The organism is Williamsia sp. 1138, assembly GCF_002095435.2.
Classification (GTDB): domain Bacteria; phylum Actinomycetota; class Actinomycetes; order Mycobacteriales; family Mycobacteriaceae; genus Williamsia.
Genome location: NZ_MJEJ02000042.1, coordinates 58,628 through 76,550, shown reverse-complemented (window position 1 = coordinate 76,550; position 17,923 = coordinate 58,628). Strand labels below are relative to the sequence as shown.

Below are 17,923 nucleotides of genomic sequence, written 5' to 3'. Positions count from 1 at the left end.
TGCGCCACCACTACTCGACACCCACCTGCAACAATTCGCCTACCTGTCCTCCAGGGAAGCTGGCGAACTCGACACCCGGGTGAGTGCTGTTCACATACTCCTCGAGTTGTTCGAGAATACGCGGCTCGAGATTGCGGCCGGCCAGCACGCTGACCATCTCCCCGCCGGTACTGAGCAGAAGATCGATCAGACCTGCTGCAGCCCCGAAGATTTCGGGATCGATGACCAGCACCCCGTCGCCGATCAGCCCCAGCTGGTCACCGGGCTCGCAGGTACCGGCGAAGGTCAGCGCCCGTTCGGTTGCGGTGACCACCGCACCGAACCTGGTGGCGGCAGCGGCCTCCGCCATCGCGTATGCGTCGTCATCCGGCAGTTCACCCGGATCGTGCACCGCCATCGCCGACAGGCTCTGCACCATCGAGCCACCCGGCAGGATCACCACCGAACGCTCACGTGATCGGGCCGCCGCGGCGACGGCGACCAGATCCTGGGCCGGCAGCGCGCCGTTGCCCATGAGGATCACATGGGCGCTGTCGACCTCGATGATCGCCTTGGCCAGTGCGTCCGCGTCCAGCTCGCCGGCCCCTCCCGAGTCCGCCCGAACCACCACGGCACCCTCCTGCTCGAACAGTTCGGCCGCCTCGTCACCGGTCACCACGGCCACGACCGCGCGTTTGCGGCGCGGCGGGTGGCCCGCCTTCTCTTCTTGTCCGCGGTGAGCGTCGAGAAGGAAGCAGCTGATCCGGATGTCGCTGACCGTCCCCAATGCGAGCCCCGCTTCGACGGCCAGACCCGGCTCGCAGGTGTGGACGTGGATGGAGAACTTCTCACCTGCCACGGCGTCGGCGCTGTCTCCCACGATGACCACCGCGTCACCCAGGTCGTCGAGCGTGGTTCGCAACGTCGAGATCTGTTCGGCCACAGCTCCTTCCAGCAGATACATCACCTCGAAATCCATCTCATCGTCGCTCTCGCAGGGCTCGCCGATCTCATGCCCCGATCGGTCGCCGCCCCCGGCCAACGCGCCCTGATACCGGCGCCGTCGCACGGAGACGCCGGTGAGTACCCGAACCAACTCATCGAAGAGGACCAACAATCCACGGCCACCGGCATCGACGACACCGGCCTGCGCGAGGACATCGAGCTGCCCTTGCGTCAGATCGAGATCGTCGGCGCAGCCGTCGGCGATTGCGCGGGCCAGGTCCGATGGGGTGGCATCGGCGTGCTGCGCAGCGTTCTCACCGGCGCGACGGAGCAGGGTCAGGACGGTGCCCTCTCGTGGCTCACTGACCGCACGTGTCGCGGCCAGCGAACCGAGTCGCAGTCCGGCGACCCACAGCCGGTTGAAGTAGACACTCCCGTCCAGCTGATTGACCTCGGCGGCGTCGGCCAGTCCCACCAGCACTTGCGAGAGGATGATCCCTGAATTACCCCGCGCCTTGGCGACGGCCCCGTCGGCCATCGCCCGCGCCACCTGCGCGGTGTCGGCATCGGGATCGAGTTGATCGACGGCGTCGGCCGCCGCCATCATCGTGTGCAGCATGTTGCTGCCGGTGTCGGAGTCCGGGATCGGGAAGACGTTCAGATCGTTGATCTCGGCGCGCACACCGTCCAGGCTGGATACGGCGCCGTGGATCCAATCGCGCAGCAGACCTGGGTCCATCGCCGGCGCCCCAACCTGCTCTGTCACCTGCCCGCCTCCTCCGTGTGGTCTGACACACAGCCTAATCTGCCGGTGGCCGGGCCCTGCTCCGCTGCGCAGCGAGACCCGACCATTTTGATCATCGTCTCCGGAGCGGCTATTCTTGCAGGGTTGCCTATCGGACACCGGTGCATGCCGAACACCGAGAGGCCATGACCACCATTTTCTCATTGAAGGAGTTCGACGATGGCTGCCGTCTGCGACGTTTGCGCCAAGGGCCCCGGCTTCGGTAAGTCGGTCTCGCATTCACACCGGCGCACCAACCGGCGCTGGAACCCGAACATCCAGTCCGTGCGTGCGCAGGTCGCCCCCGGAAACCGCAAGCGCATCAACGTGTGCACCTCGTGCCTGAAGGCCGGCAAAGTCTCCCGAGGCTGAACTCCGTGCCTGATTCACAGCTGAGCGTTGCCTCCGAGTCCGACTCGGTGCAACTCACCGCTGACGGTGTGCTGCGTATCGCCGTGGCCACCGAGAAGGCCGGCAACTCGCTCGATCGTGACTGCTTCAACCGCGGTACCGAGGCTTTGCTGAAAGTCGCACGCGGCGAGATTAAGGCCGGGGCGGTGCTGTTGCTCGGCACCGGGGCGAACTTCTGCGCCGGTGGCAACGTGCGTTCGTTCGCAGCTGCCCCCGATCGGCCCGTCTTCCTCTCAGGTCTCGCGGGCGACTTCCACGAGTTCGTGAAGGCCCTCGTCGGCGCGAACCTACCCGTGGTCGGCGCTATCCAGGGATGGGCGGCGGGCGCGGGCATGAGCCTGGTGACCCACTGCGATGTCGCCATCGGCGGAACGGCCACCAAGATGCGCCCGGCGTATGTCGGCATCGGGCTCACCCCTGATGGCGGATTGACGTGGTCCCTTCCACGGGTCGTGGGCACTGCCCGCGCCCGCGACATCATCTTGACCAACCGCATCCTGGGCGCCACCGAAGCGCTGGAGATCGGTCTGCTGTCACGAGTGGTCGACGACGAGCAGGTGCTCGCGACCGCGGAGGCAGCCGCAGCCGATCTGGTCACCGGACCCTGGCGGACCCTCGCCGCGACCCGGTCGCTGCTGTCTGATTCACCGACCGCCACGCTTGCCGAACAACTCGACGCTGAGGCGCGGTCCATTTCCGCCCTGTCCGGGGTTCCGGAAGGCATCGAGGGTGTCGACGCTTTCATCGAGAAGCGCTCGCCCGATTACTCGAGCCTCAACGGCAACTGATCCTCGGCCGGCGGCACCCGACCTCTCACGGCAAACGCCAGTCGACTTCCACACCGCCGCGCTCTCTGAGCGCGGCATTGGCTTGCGAGAACGGCTTCGATCCGAAGAATCCCCGGCGCGCTGACAGCGGCGACGGATGGGGCGAGGTGATGGTGGTCACCCCGGGCAACCACGGTTCGAGAGACGCGGCGTCCTTACCCCACAGAATCGCGACGAGCGGCTGATCACGGGCGGCCAGCGCCTTGATGGCGCACTCGGTCACCGCTTCCCACCCTTTTCCGCGATGACTTGCGGCTGCCCCCGGCGCGACGGTGAGCACCCTGTTCAGCAGCAGCACGCCCTGCTTCGCCCACGGCGTCAGGTCACCGTTGGACGGCCGCGGATAGCCGAGATCGTCGCAGTATTCGGTGAAGATGTTGACCAGACTGCGCGGCACGGGACGTACGTCCTCGGCCACGGAGAAACTCAATCCGACGGCGTGTCCGGGCGTTGGGTACGGATCCTGGCCGACGATGAGTACCCGCACGTCCTCGAACGGATTGGTGAAGGCGCGCAACACGTTCGCACCCTCGGGTAGATAGGAACGACCGGCAGCCAGCTCACCGCGCAGGAACTCCCCCATCTTGGCGATGTCCGGCGCCACCGGTTCGAGTGCATTCGCCCAGCCGGGGTCGATGAGTTCTGAGAGTGGTTGTGGGTCAGGCATGATCCTCCCTCCCGCTCAGTCGAGCCGACGCAATGCGGTCTGGTAGTAGATGGCGTTCTGCGCGTACATCTCGACGTTCATCTCGATATGGCCCTCCGGCACCTCGAAACCCGCCCGAATCTTCGCGGGCACGCCCAGCGCCATCGCCCTCTCGGGAACCTCGAACTTGAACGGCACCACAGCACCCGCACCGACGATCGCTCCCGCGCCGATCCGGGACCCGTTGAGCACCACCGATCCTGACGCGATCAGGCAGTTGTCCCCGATCACGGCGCCTTCGATGTGGGCGTTGTGCCCCACGACGCAACCGGCGCCGATGACCGTCGGATCGATCGGGGTGCAGTGGATGACCGTGCCGTCCTGGATGTTCGTGCGATCGCCCACGGTGATGGTGCCGTAGTCACCGCGCAAGACCGCACCCGGCCAGACGGAGACGCCGGCGCCGAGGGTGACGTTGCCGATCACCACCGCATCGGGATGTACATATGCACCTTCGCCCAAGTGCGGTGCCCTGTCTTCGAGTGCGTAGATCGCCATGCAGATCACAGTATCGGTAGCCCTGAGGCGATCACGATCGGTCCCGCAACCAAGCGAGCGTCAGAAGGTTCGCCAGCCGGCGTCGAGGTCGACATCGTCGATCCCCGTGACCGCCACCGCCGGACCCCCGGTTCGGTGTTCCACGGTTCCGATGACCGTCCACCCGACAGGGACCGCCCCGGCCGGGAAACTCGCGAGCAATTCATGATCTTCGCCGCCACCGAGCACCCACCGGAGCGGATCGGTGTGCAGCGCAGCGGCGGCGGCCGCCAATTCGGGCAACACCGGGACCCGGGTCGGGTCGACGGTCATGGCGCATCCCGATTGCCGTGCCATCGTGCGGAGTTCACTGATCAGACCGTCGGAGACGTCCGTCATCGCATGAACACCGGCACTCGTCGCTCCTGCGGCCAAGAACAGATTCGGGGAGGGTTCGCAATGCGCGGCGACCAGCGTGGGAAACCCGGTGACGCCTGCGAGCAGGAGATCGAGTCCGGCGCCGGAGGCACCCAACGGGCCTGACACGGCGAGTACGTCACCCTCCCGCGCAGTCGACAGGCGCACCGGCGAGCGGGAATCCATTGCTCCGATCGCTGTCACCGCGATGACGAGCTGGCTTCCGGCGGTCAGGTCTCCGCCGACCACCTGTGCGCCGTACCTCGCGGCCGCCGTGCGCATCCCGTCCCGCAGGCCCACGAGCGTGTCCACCCCGAGGTCCTTCGGACAGGTCAGTGAGACCACGAACCCGGTGACTCTTCCGCCCATCGACATCACGTCTGCGGCGTTGGCCACGATCGCCTTCGCCCCGACCTGGATCGGCGTACTCCAGTCGAGGCGGAAATGCTGACCGTCGACGAGAGCGTCGGTACTGACGACCACGGGGCCACCACCGGCCAGCACCGCCGCATCATCGCCGGGACCGACGAGCACTCCGGTGTCGGTGCCGTCCACGGACCGGTGACCGGCGATGAGGTCGATCAGTTCGAGCTCACCGACGTCACCGACGGTGCGGACCGGGTCGTCCGACACTGCTCTCACCACCCTCTCCACTAGCTCATCGGTCTCTTTGATTCGCCACTGCGCACCGTTGTCGGTGAGAATATGTGCCAGTGTATTTGGGTCAGCCACCGGCTGATCGTCGTCGTGAACGAAAGGAACGCCGTGGTTCAGGCTTACATACTGATCCAAACCGAGGTCGGTAAAGCTGCCGTGGCCGCTGCGACGATCGCCGGTATCGACGGCGTCGCCTCATCGGAGGAGGTCAGCGGCCCATATGACGTGATCGTCAGGGTCGACGCCACCGATGCCGCGCACCTGACCGAACAGGTTGTGCCACAGATCCAAAATGTCGACGGCATCACCAGAACTCTGACCTGCCCGGTCGTCACCGGCGGCCCTAGGCACCCGTGAGCGAAGGTTCCCCCCGGCGTCTGAGCCCCGCAGTCATCGCGAGCATCATCACCATCCCGGTGATGGTGATCGTGGGCTTCATCACCTACGCGGTGTTGAAATCCGATGACGTGACGTCGGCGGACACCCCGCTCAAAGCCATGGCCGCGCCGGAGCAGGCCTCTCCCGACTGCGCGAAATTGATCGCGGCCCTCCCGGAGACCTTCGAGGGATTCGGTACCCGCGAGACCGGCGACGACGGGATGGTCAGCTGGCCTCCCGGCGATCAGGTGCCCGGGCCGGTACAGGTCCGCTGCGGCGTGGACAGACCCGAATCACTCTCTCCCACCTCCGGGCTGCAGGTCGTCGATCCCGTGCAGTGGTTCCTCGTCTCGGCGGAGACCGAGGCCAAAGGCTTCCTGTGGTACGCCGTCGACCATCGCCCCTACGTCGCGATCTGGCTACCCGAAAATGTGGGTAACGGCCCCATCCAACAGATTTCGACCCTCATCGACCAGAACTTGCCGACGGCACCGATCGATCTCGGGTGACCGGCCCGCCGAGGGCGATCTGCTACTCGGGCTTGGTACGCCGGCCCAGCAGTGAGTAGATCGCCTCTGTGACCGTGAGTCCCTCGTGGCATACCTGGTGGACGGCTTCGGTCAACGGCATGTCCACCCCGTGCTGTTCAGCCAGCGCTCGCACCGAGGTGCACGACTTGACCCCCTCGGCGACCTGGCCGTTGGTGGCTTCCTGAGCCTGCGCCAACGTCTTGCCCTCACCCAGCCGGCTGCCGAAGGTCCGGTTGCGTGACAACGGTGACGAGCAGGTGGCAACCAGGTCGCCGACGCCCGCGAGTCCCGCCAGCGTTTCCGGACGGCCCCCGAGTGCGACCCCCAGCCGGATGGTCTCGGCCAGTCCACGAGTGATGATCGACGCGAGCGTGTTCTCACCCAGGCCCACTCCCGATGCCATCCCGCACGCCAGCGCGATGACGTTCTTCACTGCCCCACCGATCTCGCATCCGACCACATCGGTATTCGTGTAGGGGCGAAAATACCTTGTGCTGCAAGCATGTTGAATCTCTTTGGCCCGGTCCTCGTCCGAACACGCCACCACGGTCGCGGCGGGCTGACCCACCGCTATCTCCCGGGCGAGGTTCGGACCGGACAGAACCGCCACCCGGCCGGTCTGTGCCCCGGTCACCTGCGCGATGACCTCCGACATGCGCAGCAGCGTGCCGGTCTCGACACCCTTCGACAACGACATCAACGTCGCGGTGTCACTCAGATGCGGTAGCCAGGTCTCCATGCTCCCGCGGAGGGACTGAGACGGCACCGCGCACACGACCAACTCGGCCTGCTCGAGCGCCTCCGCGAGATCGGCACTGGCACGCAGGGCCTCCGGAAGAGGGACGTCCGGCAGATAGTCCGGATTGGTGTGCGTCTCGTTGATCGCCGCCGCCAGTTCAGCTCGCCGAGACCACAACACCGTGGGAGTCCCGGCATCGACCAAGACCTTGGCCATCGCCGTGCCCCATGAACCCGAGCCCATGACGACCGCCCGCATAACTCCACCACCTCTGTTTCGTGCGCACCATGTCCGAATCCGACCCCGGACGCCCCAAGCCTAGTGTCACGGGAGGGCCGCCGGACAGGGGTGCAGTTTCCCCCGCCCCTCGCCGACGACCATGATGGAGTCCATGGATATGCGGGCGGTGGCAGTGGTCATCGCGGTCAAGCGGCTCGACGCAGCCAAGACGCGGCTGACTCCGACCATCGCGGCGGACGACCGGCGCGCGCTGGTGCTCGCGATGCTCACCGACACGATCGCCGCCGCGCGGGCCGCCGGTCTGCATCAGCTGGTCATCGTCAGTCCTGACAGCTCGGTGGCCGCGGTCGCGCTCGACGCCGGCGCCAGCACGGTCGTCGACGACGGAGAGGTTCTCAACGATGCCTTCGCACTCGGCATCGAGCACGCCCTGACTCTGTGGCCAGGACATCGAATCCTGGTGTTGCAGGCCGACCTACCGGCCGCTCGCCCGGCGAGCCTGAGGGCTGCGGTCGACCACTCGGCACAGCACGACCGGTCGTACATCCCCGACCACTCCGGAACGGGGACCACCGCCCTGTTCCTGAACGCTCACCAGCCCGGTGGCGCCGACGTCCTGCGCTTCGGGCCGAACTCGGCGTCCGAGCATCGCGGCCGCGGGGCCGTCGACCTCACCGCCGGTGTGGACAGATGGCCCGATCTCCGGATGGACGTCGATACCGTCGACGATCTGCTGGCCGCACAGGACATCGGCGTCGGACAGGCGACCTCACTGGTCGTCTCACGCTTGCAATTGCGTGAACAAACTCAAACACCCGGTGCCACGGCTCCTGCCGATGGTCCATGATGGGTACGTGAGCACAGCAGAACCGAGCAGTCAGCACGCGTCACCCCCGCCGTCACCATCGTCGTCGATGCCCACAGCGCCGCCCGCCGCGACGGCGTTGCCCACCGAGACCGCAGATCTGCCCGAAGACCGTTACCTGAACCGCGAACTGAGTTGGCTCGACTTCAACGCCCGGGTACTGGCGCTGGCCGAAGACTCCTCACTGCCGCTCCTCGAACGGGCCAAGTTCCTCGCCATCTTCGCGTCGAACCTCGACGAGTTCTTCATGGTGCGCGTGGCCGGGCTCAAGCGTCGTCACGAGACCGGCCTCTCGGTGCGCTCCGCCGACGGGCTGTCGCCGCGCGAGCAATTGGCGCTGATCGGTCAGCGCACTCAGGTGCTGGCCGAACGGCACGCCGGAGTCTTCCTCGATTCGGTACGACCGGCGTTGACCGACAACAACATTCACGTTGTCACCTGGGATGCGCTCTCGACGGAAGAACGTCAGCGTATGGACGAGTACTTCCACGAGGTCATCTTCCCGGTCCTCACTCCCCTCGCCGTCGATCCCGCACACCCTTTCCCCTACATCTCGGGTCTGAGTCTCAATCTCGCTGTGACCGTGAAGGACGTCGGCGAGGGCGGCGAGCACTTCGCCCGTGTCAAGGTCCCCGACAACGTCGACCGGTTCATCCGAGTCGATCGGCTGATGCCCGCGCAATACCGCGATCGGTACGCGAAGACGGCGACGACACCGGCGAAAGCAGTGCTGCTGCCGCTCGAATACCTGATCTCGGCCCACCTCGACCAGCTGTTCCCCGGCATGGAAATCGTCGAGCATCACGCTTTCCGTATCACCCGCAACGCCGACTTCGAGGTGGAGGAAGACCGCGACGAGGACCTGCTGCAGGCGCTCGAACGCGAACTGGCCCGACGCCGCTTCGGATCCCCGGTGCGGCTCGAGGTCGCCGACGACATGACCGAGCACATGCTCGAATTGCTGCTGCGAGAACTGGATGTCGATCCCGGTGACGTGATCGAGGTCCCCGGACTGCTCGACCTCTCGTGCCTGTTCCAGGTCGCCGGTATCGACCGGCCGGCATTGAAGGACCCCCCGTTCGTCCCCGCCACTCATCCGGCCTTCGGCGAGCGAGAGACTCCCAAGAGCATCTTCTCCACCCTGCGTGATGGTGATGTCCTCGTCCACCATCCCTATGATTCCTTCTCCACCAGCGTCCAGCGCTTCATCGAGCAGGCTGCCGCGGACCCCAACGTGCTCGCCATCAAGCAGACGCTCTACCGGACCTCAGGCGACTCACCGATCGTCAACGCACTGATCGACGCAGCCGAGGCCGGTAAACAGGTTGTCGCACTGGTGGAGATCAAAGCGCGCTTCGACGAGCAGGCCAACATCAAGTGGGCCAGACAACTCGAGCAGGCCGGGGTGCATGTGGTCTACGGACTCGTCGGCCTCAAGACCCACTGCAAGACATGTCTGGTGGTACGCCGGGAAGGTTCGACCATTCGCCGGTACTGCCACATCGGCACCGGTAACTACAATCCGAAAACCGCGCGACTGTACGAGGACGTGGGTTTGTTCACCGCCTCCCCCGACATCGGTGCCGACTTGACCGACCTGTTCAACACCCTCACCGGTTACTCACGAAAGGTTGCCTACCGGAACCTTCTCGTCGCACCGCACGGGGTCAGAGCGGGAATCGTCGGGCGAATCCTCGCCGAGAGCGAGCGACACCTCAACGGACACTCCGACGCTCGGATCAGGCTGAAGGCCAACGCGTTGGTGGACGAACAAGTCATCGACGCGCTCTATCGTGCGTCGCAGGCAGGCGTCCCGGTGGAGGTCGTCGTCCGCGGCATCTGCGCTCTGCGGCCCGGGGTGCCCGGGATGAGCGAGAACATCACCGTCCGTTCGATCCTCGGACAGTTCCTGGAGCATTCCCGAGTGCTGCACTTCGCGGCCCTCGACGAGTTCTGGATCGGCAGCGCCGACATGATGCACCGCAACCTCGATCGTCGAGTCGAGGTGATGGCGCAGGTTCGCGACCCGCGCCTGACCCGCGAACTCGACGACGTATTCGCCTCGGCGATGAACCCGGCGACCCGTTGCTGGGTCCTCGGCGAAAACGGAAGCTGGACTGCTTCGCCCGCCGCCGGCGAGGACGTGCGCGATCATCAGCGCCAGATGATGCGCCGTAACCGCAGCCGGGCCGACCTGATCCAGTGAGCAAATCGGCAGGACGCACCGCCGCCGTCGTGTACGCGGCCGGTGGGGTCGTGTGGCGCGAGACCCCCGCCGGCGACGTCGAGGTGGCGCTGGTGCACCGCCCGCGATATGACGACTGGACCCTGCCGAAAGGCAAGGTCGAACCGGGGGAAACGCTGATCTCCGCGGCAGTTCGCGAGATCGGTGAGGAGACCGGCTACCACGTTCAGCTTGGTCGCCACCTCCGTATGGTGAGCTACGATCTGCGCGGTCCTGGCCGTAAACACGTGCACTACTGGTCGGCCGAAGTCACCTCAGGATCGTTCGAGCCCAACCATGAAGTGGACGAATTGCGTTGGCTTTCAGTCGGTTCGGCAGAAGACATGCTCTCGTACCGACTCGACCGACAGGTCCTGGGCACCTTCAGGAAACTGCCCGCGCGACTCGACATACTGCTGCTCGTGCGGCACGCGAAAGCAGGACGAAAGTCTCGGTACCACGGTGACGACCGGTTGCGACCGTTGGACAAGGTGGGCCGGGCGCAAGCTGAAGCCTTGCTCTCCCAGTTGCTCGCGTTCGGCCCGACAGCCGTGCATTCGGCAGATCGGGTGCGGTGCAGCCAGACGGTTGCACCTTTGGCAGACGAGCTCGGGGTCGTCATCGAAGACGAGCCGACCCTGTCCGAGGAGGCGTTCGCCGACGATGCGAAGAGCGGGAGACGCCGAATCCGCGACATCGGGCAGTCCGCCGGTACCCACGTGGTCTGCAGTCAGGGCAAGGTGATTCCGCCGCTACTGAAGTGGTGGGCGGCGCACGACGAGCTCAAGCTCCCGGCGGCACGCAATCGCAAGGGTAGTTTCTGGGTGCTCGCGCTCCTCGACGGGAAGCTGGTCGCGGCGAGCCACGTCGACAGTCCGCTCGCCTCGTCCGACCACTGAGATCGGTTACCCACCACTGACCAGACGGCTACGACGGCGGGACAGACAAAACAAGCCCCGGCAGAGGGAAGGTCCGCCGGGGCTTGTGATGTGTCGGTTCAGCGCTTCTTGGCCGGAGCCTTCTTCGCCGGAGCCTTCTTGGCTGCAGTCTTCTTGGCAGGTGCAGCGGCCTTCTTGGCCGGTGCAGCCTTCTTGGCCGGGGCGGTCTTCTTCGCCACGGTCTTCTTGGCCGGTGCCGCCTTCTTGGCAGGTGCAGCCTTCTTGGCCGGGGCGGTCTTCTTCGCCACGGTCTTCTTGGCCGGTGCCGCCTTCTTGGCAGGAGCGGCCTTCTTGGCGGGTGCCGCCTTCTTGGCCGGGGCCGCCTTCTTGGCTGCCGTCTTCTTGGCCGGCGCAGCCGAAGCAGTTGCACTGCCTCGCTTCACCGCAGGGCCCGAAGCACTCAGCTTCTGCTTTCCGGCCACGACCAACTTGAACTGAGCGCCGGGACGGAATGCCGGAACCCAGGTCGGACGAACCTTGACGGTTTCGCCGGTGCGCGGGTTGCGAGCAACCCGTGCGGCGCGACGCCGCTTCTCGAAAACGCCGAAACCGGTGATGGTGACGCTCTCGCCTTTGTTCACCGCGCGCACGATCGTGTCTACGATGTGCTCGACGGCGTCTGTCGCCGTGCGCCGATCGGTCCCCAACTTCGTTGTCAGTTCCTCGATAAGCTCTGCCTTGTTCATGGATTCAACCTCCGCAGACTGTTGGCCCACTTTGGGCCAGCTACAGGACACGGTAAACGTCAAATCGCAAAACGTCCACGTCCGACGCCAAATTTGCTCGGCGTGGCGAAAGGTAAGCCGCCTAACAGGTTACGACAGGGCCCGCTCTCAGGCCCCGGAACCGGGTATCGGGAGGGTCTTTGGTTTCCATACGGGCCTTACCTTTTCGAACTCAGAAATGGCCTCGACCTGCCGTAATGTCAGTCCGATGTCGTCCAGACCCTCCATCAGACGCCACTTTGTGTAGTCATCAATTGCGAAGGGCACCACTAAGTCCGCAGCGGTGACCGTCTGATCCTCAAGGCTCACCGTCAATTCCAATCCGGGCTGCTCCTCGAGCCGTTTCCAGAGCAACTCGACGTCGGACTGGTCGACTTGGGCGGCCACCAGACCGGCTTTTCCGGCATTGCCCCGGAAGATGTCGGCGAACCGGGATGAGATCACGACCCGAAAGCCGTAGTCCGATAACGCCCACACGGCGTGCTCGCGCGACGACCCCGTACCGAAGTCGGGGCCGGCGACCAGGACCGAGCCACGGTCGTACGGCGGGGTGTTCAGGATGAAGTCGGGATCGTTGCGCCAGGCGGCGAACAGGCCGTCTTCAAACCCGGTGCGGGTCACTCGCTTCAGGTAGACCGCGGGGATGATCTGGTCGGTGTCGACGTTGCCCCGGCGCAGGGGGACGCCGATGCCGGTATGGCTGTTGATCGGTTCCATCGTTGTTTCTCCTTGTCGCCGGGGTTCAGACCGTGGTCACGAGATCGGGCAGATCCGTCGGCGCGGACAGGCGGCCGCGGATGGCGGTCGCGGCCGCAACCGCAGGTGAGACGAGGTGAGTGCGTCCGCCCTTACCCTGCCGCCCTTCGAAATTGCGGTTCGAGGTGGACGCGCAACGCTCACCGGGTGCGAGCTGATCCGGGTTCATCCCGAGGCACATCGAGCACCCGGCCTGTCGCCAGTCGGCGCCGGCCGCGTCGAAGATCGCACCGAGCCCCTCCTCCTCGGCCTGCACCCGAACCTGGGTGGAACCCGGCACGATCAGCATCCTGATGCCGTCGGCAACCGTTCGGCCCTCCAAGATCTCGGCGACCGCCCGCAGGTCCTCGATCCGGCCGTTGGTGCACGAACCCACGAAGACCGTGTCGACCGGGACGTCCCGTAGCGGCGTTCCGGGCTTCAAATCCATGTACTGCAGCGCCTTCTCAGCGGCTGCTGCCTTGTCCGCATCGACCATTTCAGAGGGGTCCGGCACCAATGAACCCAGCGGCGCCCCCTGGCCGGGGTTCGTCCCCCAGGTGACGAACGGGGTGAGAGTCGACGCATCGATATGGACCTCGGCGTCGAACACCGCGTCGGGATCGGTGCGGAGCTCACGCCAGTTGGCCACGGCGGCATCCCAGTCGGCACCGGTGGGCGCGTGTGGGCGACCTTTGATGTAGTCGAAAGTTGTGTCATCGGGTGCAATAAGCCCTGCCCGGGCACCCGCTTCAATGGACATGTTGCACACGGTCATTCGGGCCTCCATCGACAGCTTCTCGATGGCCGATCCGCGGTACTCGAGCACGTAGCCCTGCCCGCCACCGGTTCCGATCTGCGCGATGACCGCCAGGATGAGGTCCTTGCTCGTCACGCCGGGCGGCAGTTCACCGTCGACGGTGATGGCCATGGTCTTGAAGGGCCGGAGCGACAGGGTCTGCGTCGCCATCACGTGCTCGACCTCAGAGGTGCCGATTCCCATGGCGATCGCACCGAACGCACCGTGCGTCGATGTGTGGCTGTCACCACAGACGACCGTCATACCGGGCAGCGTGAGCCCGAGCTGCGGACCGATGATGTGCACGATGCCCTGACTGGCATCGCCCATGGAGTGCAGACGGATTCCGAACTCTTCGCAGTTGCGGCGCAGCGTGTCGACCTGGATGCGCGACACCGGGTCCGCGATGACCTGATCGATGTCGACGGTGGGCACGTTGTGGTCTTCGGTGGCGATCGTGAGATCCGGACGCCGCACCGGCCTGCCCGCGAGGCGGAGGCCGTCGAACGCTTGTGGGCTCGTCACCTCGTGGACGAGGTGCAGGTCTATGTATATGAGATCGGGCTTGCGAGAGACACCGTCTCCCTCACCGCGCACCACCACATGTTCTTCCCACACCTTTTCGGCCAGGGTCAACGGACGTTCGCTCATCGTGATCACCACTTTTCTTGAAGTACCGAGTTGGGGCTGGCATCTCAGTATGCGAGAGCATAGTATCGGCTTGTGAGAAATGATACCGCATCTCCGGTGGCCAGTGGAATCGGTGTTCTGGACAAATCCGTGGCCGTTCTGCACGCCGTCGCCGAGGGTCCGTGCAACCTGAACGAGCTCTGCGCGCGCACCGGACTGCCGCGCGCCACCGCACACCGCCTGGCTGTCGGCCTCGAGACGCATCGGCTCCTTTCCCGGAACACCTCCGGGTTGTGGTGTCCGGGACCGGTTCTGGGCGAGCTGGCGGCCGGGGCCACCGACACCGTTCGCGAGGCGGCGGCGCTGGTATTGCCGCGCTTGCGCGAGATCACCGGAGAGAGCGTGCAGCTGTACCGCCGCGAAGGCGCCGACAGGGTCTGTGTCGCAGCGATCGAACCGCCATCGGGCCTTCGGGACACCGTGCCCGTCGGTGCGCGGTTGCCGATGAACGCAGGCTCGGGCGCCAAGGTCCTGCTCGCCTGGGCCGATCCGGCCACCGCCCGGCTCCTTCTGGGCGAGAACGGCTTCAGCGAGCGCACCCTGCTCGAGGTCCGTCGGCGCGGCTGGGCGCAGAGTGCCGGGGAGCGCGAACCCGGCGTGGCGAGTGTCTCGGCGCCCGTGCGCGACAACGGCGGTGAGGTCATCGCGGCGATCTCGGTGTCCGGACCCATCGACCGCATGGGACGCCGGCCCGGGTCCCGATGGGCCGCCGATCTCCTGGCCGCAGCCGACGCCATCAACAAGCGGCTCTAGTGTCGGGTGTCGAGGGACTCACAGCAATACTGTGAGTAGCAAAGATCACAACACGATGTGAGTGAGCCACCTACCCGGTGAACTCACGTACCGAAAGCGAGAGGACACCTGTGGGAACCAACGAGCGCGGCAAGATCGTCATGGCCGAGGACGAGATCACCGAGTTCATCGTCCGCAGCCGCACCGCCACGATGGCGACGGTGTCGGCTCAGGGCAGGCCACACCTGGTGGCCATGTGGTACGCCGTCATCGATGGCGAGATCTGGTTCGAGACCAAGGCGAAGTCCCAGAAGGCCGTGAACATCCGGCGCAACCCGATATGCACCGTGATGATCGAGGACGGTCACACCTACGACACCCTGCGCGGGGTGTCCATCGAGGGAACTGCCGAGATTCTCGACGACCCCGATTCCATCCTCAAATGCGGGATCAGTGTGTGGGAACGCTACAACGGTCCGTACAGCGAGGAGGTCCGCCCCTTCGTCGACCAGATGATGAACAAGCGCGTCGCCGTGCGCGTCGTGCCCGACCGCACCCGTAGCTGGGATCACCGCAAGCTCGGGCTCCCCGAGATCCCCATCGCCGGCAGCACGGCCGAGTTCCTCGACCTCAAATAGGTCGGCTCCGTCTCACCACAGCGCCCCGCCCATCGATCGATGGGCGGGGCGCTGTTGCTCGGCGACGAGGGTCAGCTGTCGAGCTTCGCTGCGATCTCATCGATGATCGGATCGTCGTCGGCCGCCGCTTTCACCTGATCTCGCCACTGCCGCACCTGCGCGTCACGTGACCGGATCTCGGCCGAGGTGTCCGACGTCTCGTTACCGGCTTCGTCCGACGCCATGTCCGGTGACACCGACTCGACCTTCAGGTCGAGTTCGGCCAGCAACTCGTTTTTTGTCAGCTTCTTGGTCATCGCTCAATCCTGCGCCACGGCACGGCGATAGTTCAACCGGGCGCCTTCGCACGCCAGAGGCCATCGCAGCAGACGAGATGGCCGACGACCTCCGAGTCGACCTCAGGTGGACACGCTCCATCGGCGACGAGCGTTCAGAAACCCAGTTGCACACGAACCTCTGTCCACTGCCCATCCAAGGGCAGGGTCCAACATTCGGGTTCGATCGAACTGTTGGTGCAGCCCGCGGCCTTCCACTCGTCGTATGCGATGTCCCAGCCGGCAATCGACTCGAACAGCTCGGACCGCAGCAGCGAAGGCTCCAAGCCCCCAGCGCTCGCCCTGATCTCGTGCATGACCGCGTCACGCTTCGCCAGGCAGTCACCACGCGCGCCGGTGTTCTGACAGATCGCCTTGTCGAGTTCGAGGTCGGCGGCGTACTGCGCGGCGAGTGCTTCCGGTGTCATCACGGTGCCGACAGTCGACGACCCGAGCGAAATCGGCTCACCGGTGTTGTCGCCGCACGCGCCGAGCAACGGGGCCGCTGCGGCGACGACCAACAACCTGAGCAGGAGCTTCATGTTCGGAATTGTCACACAAACACGTCGTCGACAACTACTCGTGATCAGGCCTAACCACCTGCGCCACAGGCGATCTGCCGTAAAGGACGCAAGGGTGATCGTGAGAATCAGAATGTCCGAATTACAGCGGATGCTATGTGAACGTCACCACATACGCTCAGGGGCAGGTCATCAGCCAGGTGCCACTCGCCTTGGTCCAGATCATGGTGTCCGATGTACCGGACGCGGTCGTCAGGGTCGTGACCGCGCCGGTCGCTTCGTCCACAGACGTAACCGTCGACGGCGATGGCCCCATCTGGGATTCGAATTGACGTAGGTAGTCGGTGCACGACGGCTCGAGATAGACGGAGATCTCGTCGAGTGGCGCCCCCGCTGACGTGAGCTGGACGAGCGATTGTGCCCTCTCCTGGAGCGAGGTCGCCTCAGCCACGCCTGTCGAGGGTGCCGGCGACGAGGACGCCACCGGCGATTGAGCGGCGCTCGTCCTCGTGGAGGTGGCAGTCCCGGCCACCTCGGACCCGCCGTCCTCGGACCCGCCGTCCTCGGAGCAACCCGCGAGGAGAAGTCCGGTTGCCGCGAAGACGAGCACGATGCGTTTCATTAGAGACCTCTCCTCTGTGGCACGGGCGTCTGCCCGACCGGATCGTAAGCGCCGCAAGCCGCCATCGATCACAAACTCGCAATAGTCATGGGATCCCACAACAGGCCGCCGAAACCGGGTCGCGAGCATCACGAGCAGAACATGCCGGCCCATCAACCCTGGTCGAGCTTCGCTACCGAAAAGCGATGGCGGCAATCTTTCGCAAAACGGCCCGAGGTCGTGCCGGTTGGTTCACAATCAGTGGCACGTTCGGTCGGGGAGATACCGAGGCGCGAAATCATGCGAAAGACACTGAAATCCGTTGTAATCACCTTTATTTCAGCAGCAGCAATCACTGGTGCGTCAGTGGGCGCAGGACTCGCGACAGCGGCGCCTACCGATGAACTTGTTGTCACTGCCCCAGTGGCACCAGGCGCTGACTCGGTGACCGTGACGTTTACGAATCTCCGCTCCCCGCAGGTGCAACTCGCCTGCGGATACTCGGGCATGCTGGCATCTTCGCCTCCCCCTACCGCAGCAGACCCTGGCACTCCCGTGTTCGCCGGGTCATTTGATGCGTCGACGGCGCCAGTCGAGTCTCGGCCACACGGAGATCTGGCAGACGGAGACTACGCGGTCTACTTCACCTGTGTCGGCAATGTTGTGGGAACCTTCGACCTGTTCGGCTATTCGAACTTCATGGCCACGCCGGCCACAATTCCATCCCACCCCCCGGTGACATTCACCATTGACACCACTCCCGAACAGGACCCGGGGCCGGATTGCTTTGGTAGCGTCTGCCTGCCCTGACCCGACGTGATCGCAAGGCCCTCCCCGGCGAGAGAGTCACACCAGTGGCCACACCGTGGGAGATGGCACTACCAGCGGCCGATCGGCATCACTCATTCCCAACGCCCGGCAAGACAAAGAGAGACCCTCGCCTGCAGTGCAGGCGAGGGTCTCTCTGTTGTAGCCCCGACGGGATTCGAACCCGCGCTACCGCCTTGAGAGGGCGGCGTCCTAGGCCACTAGACGACGGGGCCAAGCTGAC

The 17,923-nt window shown here is 65.3% G+C and carries 20 protein-coding genes and 1 tRNA gene; 9 read left to right on the top strand and 12 right to left on the bottom strand.

The features are described from left to right. Window positions 1-10: 10 nt before the first annotated feature. The gene (locus tag BH683_RS13010; RefSeq protein WP_084836680.1) at window positions 11-1,663 is read right to left on the bottom strand and encodes a DAK2 domain-containing protein; all 1,653 of its coding nucleotides are present in this window, start codon (window positions 1,661-1,663) and stop codon (window positions 11-13) included. 225 nt (window positions 1,664-1,888) lie between these two features. Between BH683_RS13010 and rpmB the strand changes: the two genes are divergently transcribed. Both rpmB and BH683_RS13000 read left to right on the top strand, forming a co-directional pair. After that, window positions 1,889-2,080 carry a 50S ribosomal protein L28 gene (rpmB, locus tag BH683_RS13005; RefSeq protein ID WP_084836679.1) on the top strand — a complete coding sequence of 64 codons (192 nt, stop codon included), beginning with the start codon at window positions 1,889-1,891 and terminating at the stop codon, window positions 2,078-2,080. A gap of 5 nt (window positions 2,081-2,085) precedes the next feature. Beyond that, the gene (locus BH683_RS13000; RefSeq protein ID WP_246833353.1) at window positions 2,086-2,907 is read left to right on the top strand and encodes an enoyl-CoA hydratase-related protein; all 822 of its coding nucleotides are present in this window, start codon (window positions 2,086-2,088) and stop codon (window positions 2,905-2,907) included. A gap of 25 nt (window positions 2,908-2,932) precedes the next feature. Here the strand turns inward: BH683_RS13000 and BH683_RS12995 are convergent, their stop codons facing one another. Genes BH683_RS12995 through BH683_RS12985 form a run of 3 tightly spaced genes read right to left on the bottom strand, consistent with a single transcriptional unit; the run spans window position 2,933 to window position 5,278 of the window. After that, window positions 2,933-3,613, bottom strand: a complete 681-nt coding sequence (locus BH683_RS12995; RefSeq protein WP_084836678.1) for a uracil-DNA glycosylase — start codon at window positions 3,611-3,613, stop codon at window positions 2,933-2,935. A 15-nt stretch (window positions 3,614-3,628) separates the two neighbouring features. Beyond that, complete coding sequence (locus BH683_RS12990) at window positions 3,629-4,150, bottom strand: gamma carbonic anhydrase family protein (RefSeq protein WP_084836677.1); 522 nt, start codon at window positions 4,148-4,150, stop codon at window positions 3,629-3,631. 60 nt (window positions 4,151-4,210) lie between these two features. Further along, a complete protein-coding gene (locus BH683_RS12985; RefSeq protein WP_246833352.1) occupies window positions 4,211-5,278 on the bottom strand; it encodes a thiamine-phosphate kinase in 1,068 nt (355 codons plus the stop codon). Between BH683_RS12985 and BH683_RS12980 the strand changes: the two genes are divergently transcribed. After that, complete coding sequence (locus tag BH683_RS12980; RefSeq protein WP_084836675.1) at window positions 5,252-5,560, top strand: Lrp/AsnC ligand binding domain-containing protein; 309 nt, start codon at window positions 5,252-5,254, stop codon at window positions 5,558-5,560. The two genes, BH683_RS12985 and BH683_RS12980, sit on opposite strands and share 27 nt — an antisense overlap. Further along, a complete protein-coding gene (locus tag BH683_RS12975; protein WP_084836674.1) occupies window positions 5,557-6,090 on the top strand; it encodes a DUF3515 domain-containing protein in 534 nt (177 codons plus the stop codon). Before BH683_RS12980 ends, BH683_RS12975 begins: the two co-directional genes overlap by 4 nt. 22 nt (window positions 6,091-6,112) lie before the next feature. On the opposite strand, the gene BH683_RS12970 is transcribed toward BH683_RS12975, so the two are convergent. Then, on the bottom strand, window positions 6,113-7,108 hold the full coding sequence (locus BH683_RS12970; RefSeq protein WP_084836673.1) for an NAD(P)H-dependent glycerol-3-phosphate dehydrogenase: 996 nt from the start codon (window positions 7,106-7,108) through the stop codon (window positions 6,113-6,115). Window positions 7,109-7,241: 133 nt separating this feature from the next. Here BH683_RS12970 and cofC point away from each other — a divergent pair, with 133 nt between their 5' ends. The 3 genes from cofC (at window position 7,242) to BH683_RS12955 (ending at window position 11,078) form a co-directional block, all read left to right on the top strand. After that, window positions 7,242-7,937, top strand: a complete 696-nt coding sequence (gene cofC / locus BH683_RS12965; protein WP_168187038.1) for a 2-phospho-L-lactate guanylyltransferase — start codon at window positions 7,242-7,244, stop codon at window positions 7,935-7,937. A gap of 67 nt (window positions 7,938-8,004) precedes the next feature. Next, window positions 8,005-10,161 (top strand): RNA degradosome polyphosphate kinase, encoded by a 2,157-nt coding sequence (locus BH683_RS12960; protein WP_094647453.1) that lies wholly within the window; start codon window positions 8,005-8,007, stop codon window positions 10,159-10,161. Beyond that, complete coding sequence (locus BH683_RS12955) at window positions 10,158-11,078, top strand: bifunctional NUDIX hydrolase/histidine phosphatase family protein (protein WP_084836670.1); 921 nt, start codon at window positions 10,158-10,160, stop codon at window positions 11,076-11,078. Before BH683_RS12960 ends, BH683_RS12955 begins: the two co-directional genes overlap by 4 nt. A gap of 98 nt (window positions 11,079-11,176) precedes the next feature. On the opposite strand, the gene BH683_RS12950 is transcribed toward BH683_RS12955, so the two are convergent. From BH683_RS12950 to leuC, 3 genes are all read right to left on the bottom strand, one after another. Then, window positions 11,177-11,803, bottom strand: coding sequence for an HU family DNA-binding protein (locus tag BH683_RS12950; protein ID WP_084836669.1), 627 nt, complete (start codon window positions 11,801-11,803; stop codon window positions 11,177-11,179). A 147-nt stretch (window positions 11,804-11,950) separates the two neighbouring features. Further along, a complete protein-coding gene (gene leuD, locus BH683_RS12945) occupies window positions 11,951-12,559 on the bottom strand; it encodes a 3-isopropylmalate dehydratase small subunit (RefSeq protein ID WP_084836668.1) in 609 nt (202 codons plus the stop codon). Window positions 12,560-12,584: 25 nt separating this feature from the next. Beyond that, a complete protein-coding gene (gene leuC / locus BH683_RS12940) occupies window positions 12,585-14,027 on the bottom strand; it encodes a 3-isopropylmalate dehydratase large subunit (protein ID WP_084836786.1) in 1,443 nt (480 codons plus the stop codon). Between the two features lie 72 nt (window positions 14,028-14,099). On the opposite strand from leuC, the gene BH683_RS12935 reads away from it, so the two are divergent. After that, window positions 14,100-14,819, top strand: a complete 720-nt coding sequence (locus BH683_RS12935) for an IclR family transcriptional regulator (protein ID WP_084836667.1) — start codon at window positions 14,100-14,102, stop codon at window positions 14,817-14,819. Between the two features lie 110 nt (window positions 14,820-14,929). Beyond that, window positions 14,930-15,436 (top strand): PPOX class F420-dependent oxidoreductase, encoded by a 507-nt coding sequence (locus BH683_RS12930; RefSeq protein WP_084836666.1) that lies wholly within the window; start codon window positions 14,930-14,932, stop codon window positions 15,434-15,436. 71 nt (window positions 15,437-15,507) lie between these two features. On the opposite strand, the gene BH683_RS12925 is transcribed toward BH683_RS12930, so the two are convergent. The 4 genes from BH683_RS12925 to BH683_RS12910 form a co-directional block, all read right to left on the bottom strand. After that, on the bottom strand, window positions 15,508-15,732 hold the full coding sequence (locus BH683_RS12925) for a hypothetical protein (RefSeq protein ID WP_084836665.1): 225 nt from the start codon (window positions 15,730-15,732) through the stop codon (window positions 15,508-15,510). Window positions 15,733-15,866: 134 nt separating this feature from the next. Next, entirely contained in the window at window positions 15,867-16,292 is a 426-nt protein-coding gene (locus BH683_RS12920; protein WP_084836664.1) for a hypothetical protein, read from the bottom strand. Between the two features lie 157 nt (window positions 16,293-16,449). Further along, window positions 16,450-16,893, bottom strand: coding sequence for a hypothetical protein (locus tag BH683_RS12915; RefSeq protein WP_084836663.1), 444 nt, complete (start codon window positions 16,891-16,893; stop codon window positions 16,450-16,452). Window positions 16,894-17,842: 949 nt separating this feature from the next. Continuing rightward, window positions 17,843-17,915, bottom strand: a tRNA-Glu gene (locus tag BH683_RS12910). Between the last annotated feature and the right edge of the window lie 8 nt (window positions 17,916-17,923).

Excerpts from the sequence above, each read along its gene's own strand:
- BH683_RS13010 (WP_084836680.1), bottom strand. The coding sequence starts at position 1,663 with ATGGACCCAGGTCTGCTGCGCGATTGGATCCACGGCGCCGTATCCAGC.
- rpmB (WP_084836679.1), top strand. The coding sequence starts at position 1,889 with ATGGCTGCCGTCTGCGACGTTTGCGCCAAGGGCCCCGGCTTCGGTAAG.
- BH683_RS12995 (WP_084836678.1), bottom strand. The coding sequence starts at position 3,613 with ATGCCTGACCCACAACCACTCTCAGAACTCATCGACCCCGGCTGGGCG.
- BH683_RS12990 (WP_084836677.1), bottom strand. The coding sequence starts at position 4,150 with ATGGCGATCTACGCACTCGAAGACAGGGCACCGCACTTGGGCGAAGGT.
- BH683_RS12980 (WP_084836675.1), top strand. The coding sequence starts at position 5,252 with ATGTGCCAGTGTATTTGGGTCAGCCACCGGCTGATCGTCGTCGTGAAC.
- BH683_RS12970 (WP_084836673.1), bottom strand. The coding sequence starts at position 7,108 with ATGCGGGCGGTCGTCATGGGCTCGGGTTCATGGGGCACGGCGATGGCC.
- cofC (WP_168187038.1), top strand. The coding sequence starts at position 7,242 with ATGGATATGCGGGCGGTGGCAGTGGTCATCGCGGTCAAGCGGCTCGAC.
- BH683_RS12960 (WP_094647453.1), top strand. The coding sequence starts at position 8,005 with ATGCCCACAGCGCCGCCCGCCGCGACGGCGTTGCCCACCGAGACCGCA.
- BH683_RS12950 (WP_084836669.1), bottom strand. The coding sequence starts at position 11,803 with ATGAACAAGGCAGAGCTTATCGAGGAACTGACAACGAAGTTGGGGACC.
- leuD (WP_084836668.1), bottom strand. The coding sequence starts at position 12,559 with ATGGAACCGATCAACAGCCATACCGGCATCGGCGTCCCCCTGCGCCGG.
- leuC (WP_084836786.1), bottom strand. The coding sequence starts at position 14,027 with ATGAGCGAACGTCCGTTGACCCTGGCCGAAAAGGTGTGGGAAGAACAT.
- BH683_RS12925 (WP_084836665.1), bottom strand. The coding sequence starts at position 15,732 with ATGACCAAGAAGCTGACAAAAAACGAGTTGCTGGCCGAACTCGACCTG.
- BH683_RS12920 (WP_084836664.1), bottom strand. The coding sequence starts at position 16,292 with ATGAAGCTCCTGCTCAGGTTGTTGGTCGTCGCCGCAGCGGCCCCGTTG.
- BH683_RS12915 (WP_084836663.1), bottom strand. The coding sequence starts at position 16,893 with ATGAAACGCATCGTGCTCGTCTTCGCGGCAACCGGACTTCTCCTCGCG.